Below are 23,826 nucleotides of genomic sequence, written 5' to 3'. Positions count from 1 at the left end.
TATTCCCCCAGGAGCATTCCAAACGTCAGATCGACGGCCGTCCATTGGATTCGCTGGGCGGCACTATCAGCGGTTGTGACGGAAATTCGCTAAGGATTTGTCAGGAGGGGAAAACCCGTACCCCGCCGGGCTTCCCTCGGAGGCCGGCATGGCCTATACGCTGCAACGCAAAATCCCCCCAAAAGACCCCCATGATCCGCCTCGACAACGTCAGCAAGCAAGCCGGCCACCAGATCCTGTTCATTGAAGCCTCCGCCGCCCTCAACAAGGGCGAGAAGATCGGCCTCGTCGGCCCGAACGGCGCCGGCAAGACCACCCTGTTCCGGATGATTGCCGGTGAGGAACTGCCCGACGAAGGGCAGGTCTCGACCGATCGCGGCATTACCATCGGCTATTTCAACCAGGACGTCGGCGAGATGTCTGGCCACAGCGCCGTCGCCGAGGTGATGAATGGCGCCGGTCCCGTCAGCGAAGTCGCGGCCGAGCTGCGCCAGCTCGAGGCCGATATGGCCGACCCTGATAAAGCCGACCAGATGGACGAGATCATCGCCCGCTACGGCGAGGTGCAGCACGCCTTCGAGGAACTCGACGGCTATGCGCTGGACGGCCGCGCCCGCGAGGCGCTGTCCGGCCTCGGCTTCAGCCAGGAGATGATGGACGGCGACGTCGGCAAGCTCTCCGGCGGCTGGAAGATGCGCGTGGCGCTGGCGCGTATTCTCTTGATGCGTCCCGACGTGATGCTGCTCGACGAGCCGAGCAACCATCTCGACCTCGAAAGCCTGATCTGGCTGGAGAAGTTCCTGCACGATTACGAAGGCACGCTTCTGATGACCTCGCATGACCGCGAGTTCATCAACCGCGTGATCTCGAAAGTGGTCGAGATCGATTCCGGCTCGCTGACCACCTACAGCGGCAACTACGAGTTCTACGAGCAGCAGCGGGCGCTGAACGAGAAGCAGCAGCAGGCGCAGTTCGAGCGCCAGCAGGCGATGCTGGCGAAAGAGATCAAGTTCATCGAGCGCTTCAAGGCGCGCGCCTCGCATGCGGCCCAGGTGCAGAGCCGGGTGAAGAAGCTCGACAAGATCGAGCGCGTCGAGCCGCCGCGCCGTCGCCAGAGCATTGCGTTCGACTTCCCGCCGGCCCCGCGTTCGGGCGAGGACGTCGTCGCGCTGAAGAACGTCTACAAGGGCTACGGCACCAAGCGCATCTATGACGGGCTCGATTTCATGATCCGCCGCAGGGAGCGCTGGTGCGTGATGGGCGTCAATGGCGCCGGCAAGTCGACCTTGCTCAAGCTCGTCGCAGGCGCGAGCGATCCGGACGAGGGCACGGTTGCCTTGGGCGGCAGCGTCAAGATGGGCTATTTCGCCCAGCACGCGATGGATCTGCTCGACGGCGAGCGGACCGTGTTCCAGTCGCTGGAAGACCAGTTTCCGACCGCGGGGCAGGGGAGCTTGCGCGCGCTCGCCGGCTGCTTCGGCTTCTCCGGCGACGACGTCGAGAAGCGCTGCCGCGTGCTCTCGGGCGGCGAGAAGGCGCGGCTCGTGATGGCCAAGATGTTGTTCGATCCGCCGAACTTCCTGGTGCTGGACGAGCCGACCAACCATCTCGACCTCGCCACCAAGGAAATGCTGATCACGGCGCTGGCCGATTTCGAGGGCACCATGCTGTTCGTTTCGCACGACCGGCATTTCCTCGCGACACTCTCGAACCGCGTGCTGGAGCTGACGCCCGAGGGCATTCACCAGTATGGCGGCGGTTATACGGAATACGTGGCGCGGACCGGGCAGGAAGCGCCGGGGCTGCGGAGCTAGGGCAATTTCCGTTTATGGAATGATGCCCAGGCTTTGCCCGGCCGCCACCGGCCGGACGATGCCGTAGCCGTAATCGTAGTTGGGCACCGCGCCGCCCATAGGATGTGCTGTCGCTTCCAGCACCGCAATCATAGTTGCCGGATCCGTCGCGATGGGCGACCGCGCCGTTCGGAGCGCGGCGACGCACCCGGATGCCACGGCACATGCCGCCGACGTTCCCGTATCCGGCTCGAAGCCGCGCGGGCCTCGCAGCACCTTCGAGCCGAGAAACTGCGTATAGGCGGTGACATCAGGCTTCTGCGGAGGCATGCCCGCGATGGACGGTCCTTGCGAGGAATAGCAGACGCGCACGTCGCGGATGTCGCAGCCGGCGAGCGTCAGCACTTCGTCGTATGAATTGGCGCCCATGATCATTCCCGTCGTCCGCTGCAGACACACGGCATTGGGGCAGCCGTTACCGCAGTTCCCGGCGGCGAAAAGCACGTCGGCCCCGAATGCCTTGAGCAAGGCGATGTACAATCTGAAGGGATGACCGGGATTGTCGATGTAGCGCCTGGGATCGCCGGGCGCAAAGTCGTCGAGGCTTGGATGAAAGATGCCCCAGCTGTTGTTGACGACGAGTGCGCTCTGCGGAATGGATCCCAGGATCGCCCAGCGCCAGATCAGCACCAGGTAACCGCGCATCATCTCGCCGATCGTTGCACTGACGGTGTGCTCCCCGGCCGGACGTCCAAGCAGCAAGGGATAGTCGAGCAGCGTCACGTTCGGAGCAATTGCGAGCACGTCGTAGGCGCACATCGTGCCGTGTCCGATCCGATGGAGGCCTGGCTTCGTCGCCACCGTCGGCGGCGTCCATGAATTGCCGACATCCAGGGTCGGATTGAAGCCGAGGCGCCTGGCAAGATGTGGCCTGCAGGTGCCGGTATCAACGATAGCGACGGCGACATCCGTTCCGTAGAGGCCGTTGTCGTGCAGCGTTGCGGCGTTGAGGTCCTGCCGAAGCGTCTCTGTGTCGCCCGTGGCGTTGTTGGCAGGAGGCAGAGCAAGCAAGCCGCGCACATCGGAATCCAACCAGACCGGCTCGCCGTCGTTGAAGTCCGGCTTGGCGAGGCTCGCGGGAGAAACGTAGGCGCGGATCAGAAATTTCTTCGATTTCTCGAGCGCGAGGAGTGAGAACGCTTTCTCGCCCCTGTCCTTGGGCGAGACTGCAGGTCGCTGATCGGCGCCATCCCAAATCGGCAAGGCGCCGAACTCACCGTCGATCAAAAAGTCGGGTGCCGCGTTCTCGTGGATGTAATCACGCATCGTGCCGATCGGACTATCGCCCTTGAGCAGGTCGTTTGTCGCCTTCACGAGCACGCCGTTCTGATTGCGTTGCACCAGCACCCGCACATAGCCGGTGCGCAGGTCCCAAGCCTTCATGACTGCCTCCGCTGCCGTAGGTCAGGTTGCGCGTGATTTCACTTCCATTCATCCCGGGCGAGCTGGAATGTGGCCGCGTAGAACGGGCAAGCCGTCAGAAAGGGCTTCAGGGCGACCGCGGCCCTGGCGCCCGCGTCGATGTCCTCGCGATAATGCAATCCCGCGATCACCCGATTCATCGCGACTCGCGCGGCCAATGCGTGCAATGGTTCCTTGTACTGAGGCAACAAGTCGGCCAGGCATTCGGAGGTGAGCGTGCCAATTAGCGCGTGTCCGGCCGGATAGGACGGGTGGCCCGGAACCTGGACCGGCGGATAAAGCGTCGGGCAGACCTGGCTTGGTCGCGGCTGGTACCAATAGGGTGGGGGTGCGGCGCCGCTCATGTTGGAATATTGCAGCTTGAGCTTGACCATCGCGAACTCGCCGACGCGGGCCACGATCTTCATCAGCAGGAACGTATGTGGATAGGCTGTGGCGCTCATGTTGAGAAGCTGCAGCCAGCGCAGCTGAAAATTCTGGTCCTCCTCCACGATTTCGCCAAGCGCTTCCGGCCGCTCGGCAACGGCAAGCACCAGGACCTCGTCGATCATCTTCGCAGTGACCGGGTAAGTGGGCGGCGGCAGCGCAACCGCCGCCTGCCATTGCTTGCCTTTGATGCTCTGCGCCAGAAACTCAGGAAGGATCGTGATGGCGCGCAGATCCGGGTCCCACTCCGCGTCTCGGAACTTGGCGTCGTAGGACCGCGTGATGGCGATCTCGGCAAGCGGCCGATCTGCCCTCATAGCGAACACGGGTGCTCCGCCGCCGCCCGATCCGCCCGTCCAGTTTCCTCCGAACCAATTGCCACCAAACCAGTTGCCTCCGAACCAATTTCCCCCCATGACGGGATCCTCCTGTGGTTCGCTGCAAATGCAGCATGGTTTCAATCCGGCAAGCCGGCCTCGCGCAAATGATCGATGAAGCGCTCCCGCAAACCTGGTTTGAAGGGGCATCGCTCACGATAGGCCGAAAGCTTGAATCGAGGTTGTATGTCCAAAAGCATCCGGGTGACGCTTCGCGCCTCCTCGTGCTGGCCATTTGCAATATAGGCGGCTGCTAGAACACGCAGGTTGGCGGATAGCCGTCCATTCAGAGCGGCGGTCTTGCGGGCCCACACGACCGCTTCGTCGTAATTGCCATTTATGTAATGGGCTTGGCCGAGGAACATCAGGTAGAAATACGCCTGTGTATCGGCCGGCGATAGACGCAATCCTTGTTCGGCGCGCGTAATCGCCGATTGGCCATCCCCCAGGTAGCCGTACACGCCACTGCTAAGAGTCCAGGCCATGGCGTTCCCGGGCGAGGCGCTCAACGCTCTATCGAAAAGGTCGAGCGCGGCGTCGTAGTCCTTGAACAACAGCGCCTTGGTGTGTCCGAGAACGGCGAGCGCGAAGCCGTCCGCCGGCGCACGATCGACCGCCGCGCCGGCAAGGCGCGCCGCTTCCGCCGCATCGGGGCCACCCTCGGCGCCCCAGCCTTGTGCGACATTGTGGATGTGCCAAAGCGCTGCATAGGCATAGGGGGTCGCGTAGCTCGGATCCGAGGCGATTGCGGCCTGCAACAGCTCGCCCGCCCGGCCGAAGTCGAAGAAATTCATGCGGTACATGAAGTCGATCGCCTTCATGAGCAGCTCGTAAGCATTGAGATTGTCCGAGCGCTTTTGAAGCGCGCGCTTGAGCTCCGCCTCGCGGACCTGGGGAGCTATGCTCCATACGATGCGTGTCGCAATGCGGCTCTGAAATTCGAACAGCTCGGAGACATCGCCATCATAGTGATCGGCCCAGAGCAAGATTCCCGCTTCGACGTCCGTCAATTCGACTCCAATGCGAAGCCGCTTGTCTGCTCGCCGGATGCTGCCGCTCAGGACGTATCGGACGCCGAGTTCCTGGCCGATCCTCTGGCTGTCGATCGGTCCGCTACGATAGGGGGACGTGGACATGCTTGAAATGACGAACAGCCCGCGGAGGCTCTGGAGCGCCACGACGATCTCGCCGGCCGTCCCATCGCCGAAGTAATCGTCTTCCGGGTTCGCTCCCTGCGTACGAAACGGCAGGACCGCGATGTAGGGCACCTTGGCCTGGCGGCTCGCCTTGCGGCCGCCGCCCGACGGCAATCGTTCGGCCTCCGGCAGCAGGAGAGAATAAGCGTGAACGGGGCGTGCAAGATGCTTGAGCCGGAGAACGCCCAGGTCCTGGACGGGCACGTCGAGCCGGTCCTTGATCTGCTGGAACATCTCATCAGAAAGCACCACGCCCCCAGCAGGCGCTGACTGCTCAAGTCTCGCCGCTATATTGACGCCCTTTCCGAAGATGTCCTCCGTTTCAACGATGGTCTGCGCGACGTTCAGACCTATTCGAAATTGTATCTTCCGATCGTACCCTTCGCGGGTCTGCGCAGCCGCGACTTCGTGCTGCAATGCGACCGCACAGCGTGTGGCATCAAGCGAGGAATCGAAAGAGGCGAGAAAACCGTCCCCCGTGTTCTTCACGATCCTGCCGCGGAAGGACACGATGCACGGGTTGATCACGCCGAAACGAAGTGCGCGCAGGCGGATGTGAGTGGCCTCCTCGGCCACCTCGGTCAAGCGAGCATAGCCCACGACGTCGGCGGCCAGGATTGCAAGCACGCGCCGCGTTGGCGGGGGTTCTGCAACATCGATCCCCGGATGGTTCACGTTGACTGCCCCGTTGCTTGGCAGAACGGGGGCAGGATAGCAGAACGTGACGCCATTGACAGCGACCGGCAAACAGCTGGTGCTCCCAATGCTCGCTGACGAGCGCGCCGGTGTTTTCGTGTTGAACGAAGGGGTCCCCAAATCATAAGCAGCAAACCTCCCTCCGGTGAGCGCCATGTCAGACGAGACCAACTTGTCGTGTCGGCGAACCCCTATGAAACTTGCGCCGCGAAGCGGGTAGTGGGCCTGGGCCTGGTGGACTTTTCAGCCAATCTGCCCAGAGCCGCAATCGCTTTCAGCGACGCGACCGCAGAAGGTCTGAAAACCACCGCGTTGCATGTTGGATCATACAGCCGAACTGGAAAGGTGCTGTGAACGAAATCACACGGACGCTCAAGTTCTTGCCGCCGCCCTGCAGTTGCAATTTGTCGGTATGCTCGCGTTGCCGCTGAGGGGCAGAAATGCCGTGCAATCTTACGGCGTGGTCGACCGCGAGGCGTAACTCCTCGCTGCGACAAGATTTCTCCAGGATGGGCGCTGATCGGCGCCCATCCGCTGTCGCCATCACTTACCGCAAAATCTCGCGCAGCACCTCGCCATCGACGCCGTGCGGCCGGACGCCGAGGATCTGCATGATGGTCGGGGCGACGTCGAGATTGTGCATGCGTCGGATCGCGGTGTTGTAGCGGATGTCTGGGCCTGCGGCGATGAAGGTTGCGCTCATCACCGGCAGCCTGGGATCGTGGCCGTGGGCGCCGTAGAAGTTGGGCATCGACAGCGAGGTCGTGGCCGCGTTGAACGGCGCATCGCCGAGCCGGGCGATGCCGGGGTTCTGGATGCCGTCGAAATTGTAGCCCGGAGCCATCAGCGCGAACACATCGCCGAAATCCTGGCCGATGCTCTTGCTGGTGCATTGCCCGATGCCGGCTTCGCATTGGAGCGGACGGGTCTCGACAACGGTGAAGAGCCGTCCGCCCTCGAGCGCGCCGTTGAACTTCGGATTGGGATCGACCGCGTTCTTCACGGCATCAGCGATCTGCGTCACCAGCGCGCTGTAGGTTGCGGGGTCGACGGTGCCGCTCTGTTCGCGCTGCTGCAGGTTGACGTAGATGTTGACCGCCGGACCCGAGGTGCGGATCGCCACCTTGCTGGTGTCGATGCCGGCATTCTTCAGGATGTTGGTCATGCTGACCGAGGTGTGGAACGGCGCGAAGCCGTGGTCCGACACGACGATGATGTTGCTGTCCGGCCCCGCCGCCTCGGTGATCTGCTTCACCGCCTTGTCGGCGGTCTTATAGGCGAAGCGGATGTAGGACTTGTAGCGCGCGACCTTGGCGGCGTCCTGGCCGGCACCGATCGAGCTCGGGTCCTTCGGATTGGTGCCTTGGCGGGGATCGGTGAGCAGGAACTGATGCTCGGAGCCGTCCGGCTGCTCGATATAGATCATCACCAGATCGGCGTCGGGATGGTTCTTGATCGCGCGCTCGCCGATATCGGCCTGGTAGCGCACGAAGGTCTTGACCATGTCCTCGTACATCGCCTCGATCTCGATGTCGGGGAAGCCGATGAAGCCCTCGCTCAGCCGCTCGGGGATGCGGAAATCGGCCTGCGGGCGCCAGAACCCGATGCTGTTGTTGATGTCGTCGACGTCGGCCAGAACCGGCGTGTTGCGCGGAATGTAATTGGCGCTGTAGCGGGCAAAGTGCACTGCCGACAGATCGGGCGCAAGCTGCGAGACGAAGTAGGCGGTGCCGACCCTGGCGCCGCTGCCCTCGAAGAAGAACGGCGCATTCTCCCCGCCGAACTTCGCATAGGCGGGTCCGGTCGACGGCGGCGCGAACGGCCCGGCCGTGATGCCGCGTGTGTCGTCGAAGAACACGAGGGTGTCGTAGTTGACCTTGTTGTCGTTGGTGGTGTCGATCGCCGCCACCCGGATCCCGTATTTGACGTCTTGCGTGGCCGCGTTGGTGCAGGTCGCGGTCTGCGCCGATGCGCATGAGAACGTCTCGATCGGCGTCGGCGTTGCCATCACCGGGCTGAACGAGAAGTGGCCGGCCGCCTGGAGCGATGCGCCTACCGCCGGAGCCGGTATGAAGTTCGACTGCGAGAACTGGAAGCCCTGTGCGCTGAGCCCGCCGAACGCGCCGAACGGCACGGTGTAGTCGGTGACGCGGATCGGCTGGGCCGGTTGTACCACGGTGCCGTTGATCGAGATGTCGGCGCCGTCGCCGCCCGGCCACGTCGCGGTGACCACTTTCTTGCCCTGCTGGCGCAGTTGCACCCACAGCGGCGCCGCGGTCGGCTGCGGCGAGGGCCCAAGCGGGCTCTCGCGATAGCCGCCGATCGGCGCCGCGAAGCCGCTGAAGCTCGATGTGATCGGGCCGACGATCGCCTGGAAGGTGTTGGAGGGGATATCGTTGTGGACGGCGGTCGAGCCGGTGGCGATCTCGATATGGGAGACCGCGGTGAGCGAGGGCGAGGCCGTGATGTTCTGCAGCGCCACCGCGCCATGGCGGCTCAGCCGCGCCAGCCCGCCGTCGCGCGGAAGCACGCCTTCCTCGATGAACTGCTGGATGAAATCGGGCTTTGCGCCGTCGAGCGAGATGAGGACCACCGGCGGGGACCTGCGGCCGTGGTGATGGCCTCGATCATGGTCGCGATCGCGGAAGTTGTCGAAGCCGCGGTCGCGGCCGTTGTCATCCTGATCGGCGTGTGCCGGCGCCGCAGCGCCGGCCAGCGTTGCCGCGAGCGATATCGACGTTATCACGGAGAAGAGCTTCTTCACTTGGGTGCCCCCATGCTTTCTGCTGCACAATCTGTGCGCGATCAGTCTAAAATGAGGCGGAGATTATCGAGCGTGGCCGACGACGCGCGTGTGACGCCTGGGCGACGCATCTGCGTCGCCGTGTGAATGCTGTCGCAAGCGTCCAACTGAAGCTCTGTCGCGCAAGCGATGGGAACCCGTCAGCGCGCGTATGCGCTCATGCGTCTTGAACGCTGCGAACCCGTTCGCTACGCTTGAGAAAAATCGGGAGGGACGCGTGAAGCAGCTTCGGATCGGCGACATCACCATCGATGCGGTGATCGAGCGGGAAGGGCCATGGCGGCGCCCGCAGGATTTTTTCCCGGCGTATGACGAGGCCGTATTCAGGCATCATCTGCCGACGATGGAGCCGGAGGTGTTCGACGCCGCGCGCGGCATGATCGTCATCACCTATCAGACCTTTGTCGTGCGGACGCCGCGCTACACCATTCTGGTCGATACCTGCACCGGCGAGGATAAGGGCCATCCGCCGCCGTTCGATTTTCCGGGCAAGGAACGCTGGCGCAACGAATTGTTCGCGCTCGGCATCGGCTTCGAGCAGATCGACTACGTCTTCTGCACGCATCTGCACATCGACCATACCGGCTGGAACACCACGCTCCGTGATGGCCGCTGGGTGCCGACGTTCCCGAATGCGAAATACGTCTTCCACAAGCGCGAGTATGCAGCCTGGGAGGCCGAAAACGCCAAGGGCAACAATCCGCCCGGCACGGTGTTTCGCGACAATTGCCTGCCGATCGTCGAGGCAGGGCAGGCGCTGCTGGTCGACGACGATTATGCGCTTGACGACACCGTCACGTTGACGCCGACGCCAGGGCATTCGCCCTGCCATTGCTGCGTGAACATCTTCTCGAAAGGCCAGCGCGCGGTGGTCGCCGGCGACCTCATGCATCACCAGATCCAATGCCGCGAGCCGGAGTGGTCGTCGAAGCCCGATTGGGACGCGAAGCAGTCGGCGGTGTCGCGGCGGAAGTTCTTCGCCTCCGTCGCGGACACCGACACGCTGATCCTGCCGATCCATTTTCCGGCGCCGACGGTCGGAGTGATCAAACCGTTCGGCGCCGCGTTTGATTACCGCTTCAAGCGGGAGTAGCCGACACCCTAGTAGGTGTAGAACATCCGCTGGATTTCCTTGGTGTCTGATGTCTTGGTCAGCGCCAGCATCAGCAGGATTCGGGCCTTCTGCGGATTGAGCGTATCGGAGACGACGAAGTCGTGCTCGTCGTCCTTGGCTTCGCCGTTGCGCGCGACGATGCCGTTGCCGACACGGCTGCTCCTGACGATCACGACACCCTTCTTGCGAGCCTCATCGAGCGCCGGCTCGACCGCGGGCCGGGCCAGGCTGCCGTCACCGACGCCGGCATGCACGATCCCCTTGGCGCCCGCGGCGACAAAAGCGTCGATCGCGACCCGGTTCATGTTGGCGTAGCCGTAGACGATATCGACCTGCGGCAGGGTATCGAGGTTGGAGACGTCGAATTCGGAATCCGCCGTGTGCCGCCGGGTCGATTGACGATAGAAATAGGGCTTGTTGCCCTGCATGTAGCCGAGAAAGCCGAGCTCGGGCGTGCGGAAGGTGTCTGCCGTCGAGGTGTTGTTCTTGGTGACGTCGCGCGCCGCGTTGATCTGATCGTTGAGAGCAACCAGCACGCCCTTGCCGACGGCCTCCTCGCTGCCTGCGAGGATCACCGCATTGAACAGGTTGATCGGCCCATCCGCGCTGATCGCCGTCGACGGCCGCATCGCGCCGACGATGACGACAGGCTTCTTGCTCTTGACGACGAGGTCCAGGAAATAGCTGGTCTCCTCGATCGTATCGGTTCCGTGCGTGATCACGATCCCGTCGACGTCGTCCTGCGCGAGCAGCGTGTTGACGCGCTTGGCGAGCTTCAGCCAGTAGTCGTTGTTCATGTTCTCGCTGGCGATCTGGAAAACCTGCTCGCCCTTGACGTTGGCTACCGTCTTCAGTTCGGGGACGGCGTTGAGCAGGGTCTCGATGCCGACTGTGGCTGCGGTGTAACCGACCACCGTGGTGCTGCTCGCCCCGCTGCCGGCGATCGTGCCACCGGTTGCGAGAACCATGACATTGGGCAGGCCGGGGCCCCTTGCGTTCGCAACGTCAAGACTGACGAGCAGTGCAAACAGCACGCCCATCGTCGCCATCATGTGATCACGCACTCGAAACTGCAACATCTCGACCACCCTTTCCTGGAAGCCTCTTCGATGCGCCCCTGTTCGCTCAGCACGGACATGATCCGACAGCCGAGCCGTTCTGTCTAGGGTGGCGATGAGATTGGCTTGCGCGCTCGGCGCGTGCAGGATGGCGGCGAAAGGTCTTCGCCCCTGTATTCGAAAGCAAGAACGAGATACCCGGGACATCTCGCGCGAAGACTGGCTTCGCGCTTCTGCCCGGGCATGACGAGTTTGGTGGAGCGATTGCTCGTTAAAGAAGCAGTGAATTCGGAGCGGCTACGCGCCCATCTCGCACTTCTTCATGAAACTGTTCTTGGCGGCACCGGCGAGCGGCTTGCCGTCGGATCCGACGGCCTTCGGCGCGCAGGCGTCTTGCTTGCACTTCTTCATGAACGAGGTCTTGGCAGCGCCGGCGAGCGCCTTGCCGTCCTTGCCGACCGCCTTGCTCTCGCAGGTGTCGTCCGCGAGAGCCGAGCCCGCTGCAAAGGTCGCAACGATCGCGGCGAGGAAAATTCGCTTCATCATGGATGTCTCCCTAAACCAAAAAGATGGCGTGGGGATTGGAGCCCGGAATCGTGGCGCAATCAAGCAGGCGCAATCGCGCGCGGGGCATTTTTTCCAGCGACCGACGATTGCTTGGCCTTGACCAGGCATCGTCCGTCGCTGCCTGATTCCCCCCGCGGCCCGGTTGCGATCAGATCCCGCGCGCCAGCAACACCCTGAAGTCGGCGCGCGCACGCTGCGCCTCGGCGCGGGCGACCTCGGAGGCATCGCCGAGACCGAAATAGCCGTGGATCAGGCCGGCGCCTTCATGATGCTTCACCCGCACGCCGGCGGCCTCCAGCGCTTTCGCATAGGCCGCGCCTTCGTCGCGCAGCGGATCGAACCAGGCGGTGGTCACGATCGCCGGCGCAAGGCCCGCGAGCGAGGTGGCGCGGAGCGGCGAGACCCGCCAGTCGGCGGCGTGATTGCTGTCGGCAAGATAATGGCCGGCGAACCATTGCATCACGGCACGGGAGAGGAAATAGCCTTCTGCATTCTCGGCGCGCGAGGGGAAGCGTGCGTTCTCGCTCGCGTCTGCATAGGAGCCCACGACGTCGGTCACGGGATAGACCAGCAATTGCGCGGCGAGCTTGATGCCGGCATCGCGGCAGGCGATAGCGGTTGCCGCTGCGAGATTGCCGCCGGCGCTGTCGCCGGCAACGCCGAGCCGCGCGGCATCGCCGCCAAATTCCCCGACGCGATTGAACACGTCGCTCGCCGCCGCGAAGGCATCCTCGAACGCACCGGGAAAGCGCACCTCCGGCGGGCGGCGATAGTCGACGGACACCACGACCGCGCCGGTCTCGATGGCGAGATTGCGCGCCTGCCGGTCGTGGGTCTCGAGGTCGCCCGCGACCCAGCCGCCACCATGGAAGAACACGACAGTGGGCGCAGGCGCACTGCCGACCTTGTAGACCCGAGCATCGAGCGGGTCGGCGCCGCCTTTCACCTTGATATCCTGCACGGTATCGACGGGCGGGGGCGGCACGGCCGCGCGCGCGGCAGCGAGGGCGCGCAAGGACTCGCGGGCGCTCTGTGGCGTCATCGTCGCGGGATCGCGCAGCGGCAGCTTCGGAATGATCTCTGCGACAACGGGGTCGAGCGGCGCGGGCATTTGCAGGTCCTCCCGGGGGTTCTTGGTCTTGCTTGGCGGTTAGCATAGATACGGTGCGCCACATCGGCAACCGGCGAGGCGCTACATCTCCATGCCGGCGAATGAACGGGCAGGGAGGCGCCGAGGTGGAATTCGAAACACTGGTCCAGTCGCGCCGCAGTGCGCGTGGTTTCAAGAATGAGCCGGTGCCGCGCGCAGTGATCGAGGCGGTCATCGAACGCGCCAAGCGTGCGTGCGCTTCGTCGGCTTCGCCGACCAGCGCTGGCAAATCTGCGTGCATCGGCAGATGTGAGCGGTGATTCGGGACGCATACACATCGGGTGATGCTGAAGACCATTGCAGCAGCGTCGCCGAGTCTTTGCGCCGCGAAAAAATTGATCTAGATCAAACGCGCCGACGCGATCGGTATCATGAACCCGCGGCGCCGTAGTCATACGGTGAAGATCGTCAACACAAAGGCGGTTGTGCCGTGCGCGGCATAACCTGATGGCAATGTCGAATCCGTAATCCATTCCTTTGAGACGTCTCACGCGTCGAACAAGGATATTGCCATGCTCTCGTTGTTTTCTCAGGCAAGTCATAAGCAGGCCGCCCCGTCGATCGTTCCGGAGGTCCACGATGAGGCGCCGGCCTTCCGTGAAGCCGGCGCGATCAAGGTGCTGGAAAGTGACGACCGGCTGCAAAATATTTCCGAAGGTGACTTCGTCGTGGAGGGCGCGCGCTCGCCGCTCGCCATCGCGTTCATCTCGCCGCATTGCGATTTCGCGCGCGTCGTATCGTCGCTGCAAAGGCTGGCGGGCTCGACGCCGGTGATCGCGATATCGAGCGCCGGCGAGCTGTGCTCGGCAGGGGCCTCGCTCTACAAGCCGACGGGGACGAGCTGGTCGTCGGTCGTCGTGCAGATCTTCCCGGCGGACTTGCTCCAGTCGGTCAGCATCCACAGTGTGAGCCTCCACAACGACGACATCCGCAAGGGCGAGCCATCGAAGGCACATGACGCGCGCATCGAGGCGATCGCGCGCGAGGTCGCGGCGATCAGGACGCCCTTTGCGGTCAACGTTCGCGATACGATCGCCTTCGCGCTCGTGGACGGCGTGTCGGCGTCGGAGAACTATTTCATGGAGGCGGTGTACAAGAGCGGCAAGTTTCCGTGCGCCTTCGTCGGCGGCTCCGCCGGCGGCAAGCTCGATTTCAAGAACACCTATCTCTATGACGGCCGGCGAGTTCTCGAAAACCACGCCCTCATCGCTTTCCTGAAGCTGGCGCCGGGACGGGCCTACAGCATCTTCAAGACGCAGAACTTCAGGAAGTCCGGAAAATCCTTCGTCGTGATGGGCGCCGATCCGGATCGGCGGACCGCCTCGGGCATCATGGAGGGGAGCGAGATCAAGCCGTTCGCTTCCGCAGTGGCGAAAGCGCTGAACACCACGCCGGCGAACCTGATGTCGATGATGACGAAGTATTCCTTCGGCATCGAGGTTGGCGGGGACCTGTTCGTTCGCTCGGTCGCAGGCATCGACCAGGCCAGCGGTGTCGTCTCCTTCTTCTGCGACGTCAACTCTGGCGACAGGCTGGAGCTGCTCGAAGCCACCGATTTCGTGGACCAGACGCGACGCGATCTCGAAGCCTTCCTGCGCGGCAAGCCGCCGGCGATCGGCGCGATCCTCAACGACTGCATCCTGCGCCGGTTGAACAACGAGAGCCAGCTCCGCAACATGAGCAACATGTGGCCGATGCCGGTCGCCGGCTTTTCCACCTTCGGCGAGCTGTTCGGGATCAACATCAACCAGACCCTGACCGCGATCGTGTTCTTCGACGTCAGCAAGAAGCCGTTGGACGATCCGTTCATCGAGATGTTTCCGATCCACTACGCGCATTTCGTCGAATATTTCACGCGCACCCACCTCAGCCGCATGGTCCTGCTGAACCAGATCAAGGACGGCATCGTCCAGCGTCTGACGGAATATCTGAGCGCCAGCGCCACGTTGAGTGGAAAGGTCGAGGGCGCGCTGCAGCAGACGGCTTCGATCAACACGATGGTGAGGGAAATCCGCTCGGTCATCCTGACCAGCGCACAGTCGGCGGCGAAGGCGACCGACACCACCGCGCTGTCGCAGGAGTTCGCCGGCCTCACCCAGGCGATGAACGGCCTGCGGGATATCCTGAAGATCATCGATACGATCGCGGGCCAGACCAATCTGCTCGCGCTCAACGCAACCATCGAATCGGCGCGCGCCGGCGAGGCGGGACGCGGCTTCTCGGTGGTGGCAACCGAGGTGAAGAAGCTCGCGCAGGATACAAGGAGCAGCCTCACGCGGACCCATGCCTCGATCGGCGGCATGGAAACCTCGCTCGAGTCGCTCGGAGCCAACATCAACGAGACCCGGGGCCAGTTGATCCAGACCCAGGACGGCTACAACAGCATCGTGGCGCAGATCGAGGAGATGTTCAAGAATCTTCAGATGATCAACGCCGTGCTGGCGGACCTCGAAACCTTCGTGCGCGACCGCAATGGCGCATTGACCAGCGCCATGAACGACATCGAGACGCTCAAGCGGATCGGGTAGGGGGCTACTGCCGGACGGTCCCGCAAATTTTGGTGACGATCCTTCAGTTGGGTCTTGCAATCCGCTCGCGCTAGCAGGAACAATATGCCTCGCAAGAGGTTTGTTGCTGGCGCGAGGGAATTGACATGCGGCGGCTGGCTAGCCTGGTTCGATGGTTCTTCGGCCCGCGGATGCGGCGTCCGCTCGATGATGATCCCAGCCTTCCATTTACCCCTGAAGAGTTCGGCAGGCTGATCCGCAGCGGTCGCCACGAGGACATGAAGCTGCTCGCCGAACGGTTGGCATGCGGCTCGATACCGCGCCGCATCAAATACAGGGCGACGCACTAGGCGACTGTCTGGGCGGTTCGTGATGTCAGCCCGCCATCTTCTCGCGCGCTCGCTCAGAGCGTCCTTGAAGATGTCTCGCGAAGCTACCGCGACCAGTTGGGTGAGACGCCGTCGCGGCAAATCGATGGAGGGCTGTCGCGCCATTTCGTGCTAGCCTGCCGGCCATGAGCAACCGCATCCTCGTCCTCTACGGTTCTTACCGTTCCGACCGCATGGGCATCCGTCTTGCGAATTTCGTCATCGATCGCCTGCGCAGCCGCGGCGAGGAGGTCGAGTTCATCGACGCCAAGGCGATCGGTCTGCCGATGCTCGACCGCATGTACAAGGAATATCCAGCGGGCGCCGCGCCAGAAGCGCTGGAGAAGCTGGCTGGCCAGATCCGCGGCGCCGACGGCTTTGTCTTTGTCACCGGCGAATACAATTGGGGCATTCAGCCGGGCTTGAAGAATCTCACCGACCATTTCCTGGAGGAATGGTTCTGGCGACCGGCTGCGATCGTGAGCTATTCCGCCGGCCGCCTGTCCGGCGCGCGCGCCTCGACGGCCTGGCACGGCACGCTGTCGGAGATGGGCATGGTGGTGATCTCCAGCACCATCGGTGTCGGCCCTATCGCGCAGACGCTGTCGGCCGAAAGCCAGCCGATCGGCGAGGGCGGCAAGGCGCTGGAGCGCGCGTTCCCGCGCTTCGCCGATGATCTGACGTGGTGGATCGAGGCCGCGAAAGCGCAGCGTGCGCGCAAGGCGCCGCCGTATTGAGTCCGTCGCGGTGCCCGGCGTGGTTGCCGTCCGCGATCTGCCGGGTTAATCGTTCGGTGTAATGGAAGGGCATCGAAATTCGGCATTTCTGCCGCGACTTGAGGCTATGCGTGGGTATGCGGCGGTATCGGTGCTTGCGTTCCATGCCTGCGCGCTGTCCTGGGACACCATCGCTACCGGAATGGCACCGGTCGTCGTGTTCTTCGTGCTCAGCGGGTTCCTGCTCGCCCGATCGCTGGATCGCGATTCTGATCCGTTTGCCTTCGTGCGTCACCGTCTGTTCAGACTGCTGCCGGCCGCAGTCACGACAGTCCTGCTGCTGACGTTGGCCTATCAGAGCGTCGGCTTCTACATGGGCTTGATGCCGCCTTCGTTCGACCCGCTCAACATTGTTCTCAATGCGTTGCTCATCAGGAGCGACATCAACGGCGTGATGTGGTCCCTGACCGTGGAATGCGTCGCGATTCCGGTGATCCTGATGTCGCACGCGCTCCTGAGGCGACATGGAACGATCCCGGTGTGGACCCTAGTCGCAATTCTCGTCGCGCTCTCGTTCTGGGGGCCCTATGTGCACGTGCTGGACGGTGCCACCAATCTTGCGCCACTCTATGCCTTCGTGGTCGGCCTGCTTCTGCAATCGGGCGGGGCCTTGCCGGGCGATTCATCGCAATCGATGCTGCAGCCGTCTCGGGCGACCGTCGTCGGCTCTGCTGCGTTCGCCGTCATGGTCATTGTCGCGGTTCGCAAGCAGACCGCAGTCACGATCGCTTTTGAAACGCTTTGCGCGTCGGCGCTCGTGTATCTTGCCGCCTTCGGTTCGCGCAAACTGGCCGTGCTCGGACCGTTCGATTTCGGCATCGTTCGGTTCTACGGACGCATATCTTACAGTTTCTATCTTCTGCACATGATCGGGCTTGCGATTGCGGCCCGTCTGTTGCCATTCGACCAGCAGCCGGTGGTGCGCGCAGCGATCCTGTTCGTGGCGGCGTTGTTGATCACGACGCCCGCGGCCTGGCTGATGTGGCGCTTCGTCGAGATGCCCTTCATCGATCTCGGCCGCAGGCGGCTGGTGGCAAAGGCCGCCGACGTCGTGGGGCGGCTCTAAGCCGCCCTGACCTCGCCGAGGAAACGGTCGAACTGGCCGGCGAGGTCGCGCGACTGGGTTGAGAGCTGCTCGGCTGCGCTGAGCACGTCCCTCGCGGCCGTACCGGTGTCGTCGGCGGCGCGCTGCACGCCTGAAATGTTGCTGTTGACCTCCTGGGTGCCGCGGGCGGCTTCCTGGACGCTGCGGGCGATCTCCTTGGTCGCCGATCCCTGCTCTTCGATCGCGGCCGCAATCGCGGTGCCGATCTGGTCGATCTCGGCGATCACGTCGGCGACGTTGCGAATCGCGGCCACGGTCTCGTCGCTCGCGGTCTGGATCGCCGTGATCTGCTCGGAGATCTCGGTGGTCGCCTTGGCAGTCTGGCCGGCCAGCGACTTCACCTCGGACGCGACGACTGCAAAGCCGCGGCCGGCATCGCCGGCACGGGCGGCCTCGATCGTGGCGTTGAGTGCCAGCAGGTTGGTCTGTTCGGCGATGCTCTGGATCAGCGTGACGACGTCGCCGATCTTCTGCGCGCCCTCGGCAAGCGCTCGCGCCGTGTCGCCGGTGCGGCGGGCATTGTCGACCGCGCGGGCCGCGATCTCGGTCGATTGCGCGACCTGACGGCCGATCTCGGCGATCGAGGAGGTCAGCTCTTCGGTGGCACTTGCGACCGTCTGCACGTTGGTCGAGGTCTGCTCGGAGGCGGCAGCGACAACCGCGGCCTGGCTGTTGGTCTGGGCCGCCGTCGAGGTCATCGACTGTGCGGTGCTCTCCATGGTGGAGGACGCCTGCGACAGGCCGCCGACAAGTTCGCCGACCTTGGCTTCGAAGGCGCGGGTCAATTCGTCGAGCGCCTGGGCGCGGCGCATCTTGCCGTCGTTCTCGGCCTGCTTCTCGGCGGCAAGCCGGTCGGCGCGGATCATGTTGTCCTTGAACACCTGGACGGCGGCGGCCATCGCGCCGATCTCGTCGGAGCGCTCGGCCCCGGGGATCTCCTCGGCGACGTCGCCGTCGGCGAGCCGCGACATCCGGGTCGTCAGGCTGACGATCGGGACGCAGACGCGACGGCGGACCATCACGATGAGGCCGCCGCTCGCGATCAGCACGGCGAGCAGGCCGGCAAGTGCGATCGTGAAGCTGGTACGCGCGGCGCTGGAGGCGCCGGCGAGAATTTGCTCGGCGTTGTCATAGAAGGCGTCGCGGACGCCGATGATCGCGCCGAGGCCGACTTGCGATGCGGCGTAATAGGTGGCGAGGTCGTGCTCGTATTTGCCGCTGACCGCGCCTTCCTTGACGAGCTTCTGCTCATGGCCGAAGCCCTCGACATAGTCGGTGTTCATCGTCTCCAGTGCGGATGCGACATTGGCCGGCGTGGTCGGGTTGCCGCGCAGCTCCTGGAGCGACATCACGAGCTGGTCGTTGCGCCCCTGGGTGCGGGCGATGTCGGCCTTCTCTGCGTCGGTCGCCACCTTCTTCGAGCCGACGAGGTTCTTGTGCAGGCTGGCGTTGAGGCCGCCGATGTCTCGCAGCGTCATCGCGATGTTGGCATAGCTCGCCTGGCGATAGGCATCGCCGTTGAGGATCGCCATGCGGCGGACCTGCTCGTTGAGCAGCGCGGTCACGCCGGCGTTGAGCACGGCATTGTCCGCGACGATCTTCCTGGCGGCGTCCTTGCGCGCCTCCGCAGGTCCCGCGATCGCCTTGTCGACGGCTTCGCGCAGGGCCGTGAACTTCGCATTGAGGCTGTCGATGTTGCTGCCGATGGTGGTGCCGTCGTCGAACGGACCGGGCAAATCCTTGCGCACCGCATTCATCCGATCGCGGGCGCCGTCGGTCTGCTTGCGCAGCTTGTCATGCTCGGCGAGCTGCGCCGGGTCGACGGTCGCGGGCCCATAGAGGATGTTGGTGGCAAAGCCGCGCTCGGGGTTGAGATAACGCGGGATGTCGCTGACGGCGCGGACGATCGTGAGCCGGCCCTGTGTCTCCGTGATCCGCTCGATCGTCTGGTACTTCGTCACGGCGACGTAGACTGCGAGGCCGCCGCCGACGGTCGAGAGCGAGACGATGGCGGTGGTCAGCAGCGTACCGATTTTCATGATCTGTCCGGCGATTGACGCGAGGAGAAAGATATTTCTCCGAAAAATAGGGGGAGCCTCTTAATCGCGGGTTTACGCTGACTGTCGCCGGTGCCCGCAGTCACCCGGCCGCTTGATCGAGGGACGCGAGAATCTGCAGCGTCGCGCCATCGGGCTCGCCGGCGAAATACCGGGCCAGCGCTTCGTCGAAAACGGGTTCGTCGGACACGGCGCCGAACAGCGTCATCGACGAGCGGAATTTGGCATCGTCAGGCGCGCCGAGGATCGCATGGATGGTTCGCCCCTGCACTGCGAGGACGAGGCGGGTGCATTCGACCAGGCGCGGGCCGAGGACGGGATGGGCGAGATAGGCCTTGGCCTCCGCCCGCGAGCCGATGGCGTAACGCTGCGACATGGCGCTGAAGCCGAGTCCGGCGATTTGGGGAAAGACGAACCACATCCAGTGGCTTTGCTTCCGTCCCTCGGTCAATTCTCCCTGGACGGCGTGAAAAACCGGCTCTTGGGCTCTCAGGAAGCGCTCTAGATCGAAAGGATCGGTCATTGGATACCTCCGGAGGACTTGCCGGCCGCGATTATGCCTAACTTTTGGCTCCCAATGTGGTAGCTGGTATAGAGTCTCCGGGTGGGGGTTGGGTCCCCCGGGGGTCGTTTTGGGGATCTGATGGTTTCCGACCGCGCACGCGCCGAGAGGCTGTTGTCGCGCCGCCGTGTTGGGCGAGCCGAGAGAATACTGCTGTCTATGGCTGCCATCGCGCTGGCGCTGGGCGCCGCTGCGTGGGTCGCTGACATCGGCGACTCGACACCGCTGGTCACCGCCGCACTGCCGCCGGCCAATGCACCGTCGTTCGAAGACCGTTTCGCCTCGCTGTCGGTTAACCCGCCGACTCGCGACCTCGGCCTGCGGACGATGGAACGCTCCGCTCTGGATGCGGTCCAGCTCAAGCTTCGCGATGCCAAGGCGATGCTCGCCCAAAAGCTCCAGGCTGACGACTGGCGTTCGACCTTGGCCGACAACGACCAGCCCGCGACCGAAGAGACACCGAAGCCAGCACAGCGCGCCGATGCCGTTCCGATGCCGCGCTCGCGACCGGTCCAGGCAGACTTCTCCGCGCAGATCGCCTCGAGCCAGGCCTATGCCGACGCCAATCCCCGAGTCGACAACCGCAACTTCTTCGAAAAATTCACTGACAAGATCAGGCTCGCTTCGCTGACCCCCGGCGACGGCCTGCTCGGCAGGGCGCCGGATCTCGCCGCGCTCGGCTACGATTCGAAGACGGCGGTCTATGACATCAAGGCCAAGGCGCTTTACCTGCCGAGCGGCGTCGCGATCGAAGCCCATTCGGGCATGGGCGCGCTGATGGACGATCCTGACCATGTCGACCAGCGCATGGTGGGCGCGACTCCGCCGGCGACCTACGATCTCAAGCCGCGGGAAAAACTGTTCCACGGCGTTCGCGCGCTGCGCATGACGCCGACTGACGGCACCAGCGCGCTCGGCCGCGTCGGCCTGCTCACCCATACCTACATGCTCGGGCCGCGCGGCGATTCCAACGGCTGCGTCTCGATCAAGGACTATGATCGCTTCCTCAAGGCTTACGACAATGGCGAGTTCAATCGCCTGGTCGTGGTCCCGAGCCTGCGCGGTGCGACGACCGCCTCGCAGCGCGGCAGCACCGATTCCTGATATTGGACCCGAACTCTACCTGCTGCGGCGGGGCTGCCGTTTTCCCTTCGTTAAGCCGTTGTCGTCCAGAAGCAGCCCATGAGTGATCCAGCAAGCTCCGAGACCCCGCTGCGTACGACGTTCAAGATCAAGCTGAACGGTGACACGTTGGCGATCGCGACTGTCGGCCAGGCCTATCAGTTCCTCACCAACTTCAAATCGGTCGAATGGATGGAATTCCGCTCGCTGCATGACGAAGCGGTCCATGCGCTGGAGGGGGCCGCCGGCAATGCCATGCTCGCGGTCCAAGCCACCAACGCAGTGCGTGCGCTGTTCGTGAGCGCGAAGCTGCTTTAGCCAAACGTTCTCTCCTCGAACGATCACGGCGGCAATCCGATCTGCATGACGATCGACAAGGCGCATTTCGGCCAGATCTGGTGCATCGATCACGAGGTTGCCGAGTACGACAAGCCGTGGACGCTTGCCGAGGCGATGTCCGACAGATGGGGCTACATTCTGCCGCTTGCGCCGACGTTCAGCGACTTCGTTGCAGGCCTGTACGACAAGGCCGGGTGAGGCGAGGGAAGCTCGTGTCCCGGACGTGCTGCGGCGTGCAACGCTGCTGCGCAGAGCCGGGACCAGGAAATTACACGAGCGGTGGAGGCATGGGCCCCGGCTCAGCAGCGCAACGCTGAAGAAGCGCTGCGCTGCGTCCGGGGGCACGAGAGCGGCTGCTTAGTGTTGCCCGTCATCATCGTCGTGGAAGTTGTGATCGCCGCCTTGGCCGAAGCCGGGATCGACGCACGCAAAGTTGGCCGCATCACTGGTCAGGCCGCTGCCCTTGTACGATGCGATCTTGGGATAGACGCAGAGCGGCCGCGTGCCGCCGGTCGGGAAGTTCTGGGCAACGCGCGGATCGAACAGGCCGCCGGCCGGGTAGGGCGAGACGGTGTTGGTGTTGGCCGCGATGATGCGTTCCGGAGCGATGCCGTTTTCGACCCAGTCGGTGATCGCCTTGAGCTCGTTCGTCGCGAAGCTTGAGGTGGCCGCGCCGCCGCCGCAATGGGCCATGTTGGGCACCATGAACAGCCGCGCGAAATCGGTCGCGTGATTGTCCATGTGCCGGTTCATCTTGCGGTACCAACGTGCGATCGATGCGCCGGAGAAGATGCCGTCATTGACCGAGGATGAGATGATCAGCTTGCCGCCGCGCGCCCGGAACGGACGCAAATCGGTTGCCACCGCCGCCATGAAGTCCATCGAGCTTTCGGGATAGGCCGCTGTCTTGGTGAAGATCTTCGGCGCGTCGGTGTCGAAATTGAACTTGAACACGAACGCTTCCTGGCCGGTCGGTCCGTTGACGGGGGTAACAACCGGCGGTGTCTGGAAGATCATCGGGATCGCGCCGGCGCCGAGCGTCAGGTTGATCGCTGTATTGACGCCGGGCACCGGTGCGGTGACGACGTTCCACAATTGCCAGCCGGCGCCGGGTGCAGTCGGCGGCGTCCAGATGCCGGCGTCCCAGAACCAGTTCGAATAGAGCCGATCGCCGCTTGAGTTGACCGGGCCGGCGTAGATCTTTTTCAGCGCATCCACTTGTGCGCTGGTGAGACAGGTGCCGCCATGCGGCGTGCTGCCGTGCGAGCCGGTGCCGCAGGTGTAACTGGCGAGCGCCGGATAGACCTTCTTGACCGTGCAGGCGTGATAGTTGTCGATGATGCCATCGACGAGGCCGTCGAGCGCGTCGCAGGCGCTCAGGATCGCGGCCGATGCCACCTGAAGATCCTGCTGGGGGAACGTGTCAGGGATGAAGGGCTGTCCATTGATGTCCTTGCTGGTCGCGAGCGTACCGAGCACCTGCTCGTTCCAGGCTTCGGCAAGGGCCGCCTGCGGCAGGTTGAAGCCAGGGTTTTGCGAGATCACGCCGTCGAACAGCCAGGGCGAGCGCTGTGACGCCACCATTGCATCGCGGCCGCCGTTCGAGCAGCCCATGATGTAGGAATAGACGATGTCGAGACCGTAGAAATAGGAAATGATCTGCTTGGCGGTCGTCGCAGTCTTCTCGATGCCAAGATAGCCGTACTCGCGCCGCGCTTGCGCATCGATGGCGAAATGCGCGGAGCCGCCGGCATTGACATCGTCATCCTGATAGCCGCCCACCACATTGGCCGGATTGTCCTCATGGCCGCCGTCATCGGCTGCGACGGCCCAGCCCTGGCCGACCTCGACGCCGGCTGCGCCTTGCGGGTCGGCATTGAGGCTGCCGTCGGTGCCTCCGCCGCCCATCATCTCGAAGCGGCCATGCCAGGTGTTGGGCAGGTTGAGCGCGAAACCGATGCCGTAGGTGAAATGATCTGGATCCTGGGTCGAGACGCGCTTGTTGATGATGCCGACCACGTTGCAATAGCCCGGCTTCTGCGTCGCGGTCAGGATCTGGGTGTTCGGCAGCGTGAGTCCGGTGAGGGCCGTGCAGGACGCGCGCGGGGCGACGCCGCTCGGCGGCAGTCCGTGCGCGGTGGCCTGTGGACCGAACGACGCCCACGTGGCGATGATCGTCGAGGCGAGAAAAAGTCGTTTCATGTCATGCCCTCCCAGTTTCGTCGTCGATGATTGAACGAAAGCGCCGTGACGCGCCGACGTCGGCGATGCGTCGCGTGATCGGAAACGTCTCTGAAATCGTTGTTGGGAGACATGCGCGCGCTGGCG

Annotated in this window: 20 protein-coding genes; 10 read left to right on the top strand and 10 right to left on the bottom strand. The window is 63.8% G+C overall.

Annotation, left to right across the window (positions count from 1 at the left end):
* Positions 1-191 precede the first annotated feature (191 nt).
* On the top strand, positions 192-1,814 hold the full coding sequence (locus XH89_RS21605) for an ABC-F family ATP-binding cassette domain-containing protein (RefSeq protein ID WP_194462447.1): 1,623 nt from the start codon (positions 192-194) through the stop codon (positions 1,812-1,814).
* 12 nt (positions 1,815-1,826) lie between these two features.
* Here the strand turns inward: XH89_RS21605 and XH89_RS21600 are convergent, their stop codons facing one another.
* The 4 genes from XH89_RS21600 to XH89_RS21585 form a co-directional block, all read right to left on the bottom strand.
* The gene (locus XH89_RS21600; RefSeq protein ID WP_194462446.1) at positions 1,827-3,236 is read right to left on the bottom strand and encodes a S8 family serine peptidase; all 1,410 of its coding nucleotides are present in this window, start codon (positions 3,234-3,236) and stop codon (positions 1,827-1,829) included.
* A 38-nt stretch (positions 3,237-3,274) separates the two neighbouring features.
* Complete coding sequence (locus XH89_RS21595) at positions 3,275-4,018, bottom strand: phosphatase PAP2 family protein (RefSeq protein WP_246767899.1); 744 nt, start codon at positions 4,016-4,018, stop codon at positions 3,275-3,277.
* A 140-nt stretch (positions 4,019-4,158) separates the two neighbouring features.
* Positions 4,159-6,021 carry an adenylate/guanylate cyclase domain-containing protein gene (locus tag XH89_RS21590; RefSeq protein WP_246767581.1) on the bottom strand — a complete coding sequence of 621 codons (1,863 nt, stop codon included), beginning with the start codon at positions 6,019-6,021 and terminating at the stop codon, positions 4,159-4,161.
* Between the two features lie 496 nt (positions 6,022-6,517).
* Positions 6,518-8,734: an alkaline phosphatase family protein gene (locus XH89_RS21585; protein WP_194462444.1), complete on the bottom strand. Its 2,217-nt coding sequence runs from the start codon at positions 8,732-8,734 to the stop codon at positions 6,518-6,520.
* A 256-nt stretch (positions 8,735-8,990) separates the two neighbouring features.
* Here XH89_RS21585 and XH89_RS21580 point away from each other — a divergent pair, with 256 nt between their 5' ends.
* A complete protein-coding gene (locus tag XH89_RS21580) occupies positions 8,991-9,866 on the top strand; it encodes an MBL fold metallo-hydrolase (protein WP_194462443.1) in 876 nt (291 codons plus the stop codon).
* 8 nt (positions 9,867-9,874) lie between these two features.
* Here the strand turns inward: XH89_RS21580 and XH89_RS21575 are convergent, their stop codons facing one another.
* From XH89_RS21575 to XH89_RS21565, 3 genes are all read right to left on the bottom strand, one after another.
* Positions 9,875-10,966, bottom strand: coding sequence for a type II asparaginase (locus tag XH89_RS21575; RefSeq protein WP_194462442.1), 1,092 nt, complete (start codon positions 10,964-10,966; stop codon positions 9,875-9,877).
* A 276-nt stretch (positions 10,967-11,242) separates the two neighbouring features.
* Positions 11,243-11,491, bottom strand: a complete 249-nt coding sequence (locus XH89_RS21570) for a hypothetical protein (RefSeq protein WP_128965923.1) — start codon at positions 11,489-11,491, stop codon at positions 11,243-11,245.
* A 169-nt stretch (positions 11,492-11,660) separates the two neighbouring features.
* Positions 11,661-12,623 (bottom strand): alpha/beta hydrolase, encoded by a 963-nt coding sequence (locus XH89_RS21565; RefSeq protein ID WP_194462441.1) that lies wholly within the window; start codon positions 12,621-12,623, stop codon positions 11,661-11,663.
* A 125-nt stretch (positions 12,624-12,748) separates the two neighbouring features.
* Between XH89_RS21565 and XH89_RS21560 the strand changes: the two genes are divergently transcribed.
* The 5 genes from XH89_RS21560 (at position 12,749) to XH89_RS21540 (ending at position 17,379) form a co-directional block, all read left to right on the top strand.
* Positions 12,749-12,922, top strand: coding sequence for a nitroreductase family protein (locus XH89_RS21560; RefSeq protein ID WP_246767580.1), 174 nt, complete (start codon positions 12,749-12,751; stop codon positions 12,920-12,922).
* A 252-nt stretch (positions 12,923-13,174) separates the two neighbouring features.
* Positions 13,175-15,190 (top strand): FIST N-terminal domain-containing protein, encoded by a 2,016-nt coding sequence (locus tag XH89_RS21555; protein WP_194462440.1) that lies wholly within the window; start codon positions 13,175-13,177, stop codon positions 15,188-15,190.
* 125 nt (positions 15,191-15,315) lie between these two features.
* Positions 15,316-15,519 (top strand): hypothetical protein, encoded by a 204-nt coding sequence (locus XH89_RS21550; RefSeq protein ID WP_194462439.1) that lies wholly within the window; start codon positions 15,316-15,318, stop codon positions 15,517-15,519.
* A 164-nt stretch (positions 15,520-15,683) separates the two neighbouring features.
* Positions 15,684-16,274, top strand: coding sequence for an NADPH-dependent FMN reductase (locus tag XH89_RS21545; RefSeq protein WP_194462438.1), 591 nt, complete (start codon positions 15,684-15,686; stop codon positions 16,272-16,274).
* 106 nt (positions 16,275-16,380) lie between these two features.
* Positions 16,381-17,379, top strand: a complete 999-nt coding sequence (locus XH89_RS21540) for an acyltransferase (RefSeq protein ID WP_194462437.1) — start codon at positions 16,381-16,383, stop codon at positions 17,377-17,379.
* Here XH89_RS21540 and XH89_RS21535 read toward each other — a convergent pair.
* The gene (locus tag XH89_RS21535) at positions 17,376-19,457 is read right to left on the bottom strand and encodes a methyl-accepting chemotaxis protein (protein ID WP_194462436.1); all 2,082 of its coding nucleotides are present in this window, start codon (positions 19,455-19,457) and stop codon (positions 17,376-17,378) included. The two genes, XH89_RS21540 and XH89_RS21535, sit on opposite strands and share 4 nt — an antisense overlap.
* Positions 19,458-19,557: 100 nt before the next feature.
* Entirely contained in the window at positions 19,558-19,998 is a 441-nt protein-coding gene (locus XH89_RS21530; RefSeq protein ID WP_194462435.1) for a DUF1810 domain-containing protein, read from the bottom strand.
* Positions 19,999-20,187: 189 nt separating this feature from the next.
* Here XH89_RS21530 and XH89_RS21525 point away from each other — a divergent pair, with 189 nt between their 5' ends.
* The 3 genes from XH89_RS21525 (at position 20,188) to XH89_RS21515 (ending at position 21,696) form a co-directional block, all read left to right on the top strand.
* The gene (locus XH89_RS21525) at positions 20,188-21,141 is read left to right on the top strand and encodes a DUF2778 domain-containing protein (RefSeq protein ID WP_246767897.1); all 954 of its coding nucleotides are present in this window, start codon (positions 20,188-20,190) and stop codon (positions 21,139-21,141) included.
* A gap of 78 nt (positions 21,142-21,219) precedes the next feature.
* The gene (locus tag XH89_RS21520; RefSeq protein WP_194462433.1) at positions 21,220-21,477 is read left to right on the top strand and encodes a hypothetical protein; all 258 of its coding nucleotides are present in this window, start codon (positions 21,220-21,222) and stop codon (positions 21,475-21,477) included.
* A gap of 45 nt (positions 21,478-21,522) precedes the next feature.
* Positions 21,523-21,696, top strand: a complete 174-nt coding sequence (locus XH89_RS21515) for a hypothetical protein (protein WP_194462432.1) — start codon at positions 21,523-21,525, stop codon at positions 21,694-21,696.
* 159 nt (positions 21,697-21,855) lie between these two features.
* On the opposite strand, the gene XH89_RS21510 is transcribed toward XH89_RS21515, so the two are convergent.
* Positions 21,856-23,700 (bottom strand): tannase/feruloyl esterase family alpha/beta hydrolase, encoded by a 1,845-nt coding sequence (locus tag XH89_RS21510; protein WP_194462431.1) that lies wholly within the window; start codon positions 23,698-23,700, stop codon positions 21,856-21,858.
* Between the last annotated feature and the right edge of the window lie 126 nt (positions 23,701-23,826).

The organism is Bradyrhizobium sp. CCBAU 53340, assembly GCF_015291645.1.
In the GTDB taxonomy this organism is placed as follows: domain Bacteria; phylum Pseudomonadota; class Alphaproteobacteria; order Rhizobiales; family Xanthobacteraceae; genus Bradyrhizobium.
The sequence above is the reverse complement of the archived record's forward strand: the minus strand, read 5'-3'. Positions and strand labels throughout refer to the sequence as shown.

Bases quoted from the DNA above. Each gene is read 5' to 3' on its own strand.
- XH89_RS21605 (WP_194462447.1), top strand. From the start codon at position 192: ATGATCCGCCTCGACAACGTCAGCAAGCAAGCCGGCCACCAGATCCTG.
- XH89_RS21600 (WP_194462446.1), bottom strand. From the start codon at position 3,236: ATGAAGGCTTGGGACCTGCGCACCGGCTATGTGCGGGTGCTGGTGCAA.
- XH89_RS21595 (WP_246767899.1), bottom strand. From the start codon at position 4,018: ATGAGGGCAGATCGGCCGCTTGCCGAGATCGCCATCACGCGGTCCTAC.
- XH89_RS21575 (WP_194462442.1), bottom strand. From the start codon at position 10,966: ATGTTGCAGTTTCGAGTGCGTGATCACATGATGGCGACGATGGGCGTG.
- XH89_RS21570 (WP_128965923.1), bottom strand. From the start codon at position 11,491: ATGATGAAGCGAATTTTCCTCGCCGCGATCGTTGCGACCTTTGCAGCG.
- XH89_RS21565 (WP_194462441.1), bottom strand. From the start codon at position 12,623: ATGCCCGCGCCGCTCGACCCCGTTGTCGCAGAGATCATTCCGAAGCTG.
- XH89_RS21555 (WP_194462440.1), top strand. From the start codon at position 13,175: ATGCTCTCGTTGTTTTCTCAGGCAAGTCATAAGCAGGCCGCCCCGTCG.
- XH89_RS21550 (WP_194462439.1), top strand. From the start codon at position 15,316: ATGCGGCGGCTGGCTAGCCTGGTTCGATGGTTCTTCGGCCCGCGGATG.
- XH89_RS21545 (WP_194462438.1), top strand. From the start codon at position 15,684: ATGAGCAACCGCATCCTCGTCCTCTACGGTTCTTACCGTTCCGACCGC.
- XH89_RS21540 (WP_194462437.1), top strand. From the start codon at position 16,381: ATGCGTGGGTATGCGGCGGTATCGGTGCTTGCGTTCCATGCCTGCGCG.
- XH89_RS21535 (WP_194462436.1), bottom strand. From the start codon at position 19,457: ATGAAAATCGGTACGCTGCTGACCACCGCCATCGTCTCGCTCTCGACC.
- XH89_RS21530 (WP_194462435.1), bottom strand. From the start codon at position 19,998: ATGACCGATCCTTTCGATCTAGAGCGCTTCCTGAGAGCCCAAGAGCCG.
- XH89_RS21520 (WP_194462433.1), top strand. From the start codon at position 21,220: ATGAGTGATCCAGCAAGCTCCGAGACCCCGCTGCGTACGACGTTCAAG.
- XH89_RS21515 (WP_194462432.1), top strand. From the start codon at position 21,523: ATGACGATCGACAAGGCGCATTTCGGCCAGATCTGGTGCATCGATCAC.
- XH89_RS21510 (WP_194462431.1), bottom strand. From the start codon at position 23,700: ATGAAACGACTTTTTCTCGCCTCGACGATCATCGCCACGTGGGCGTCG.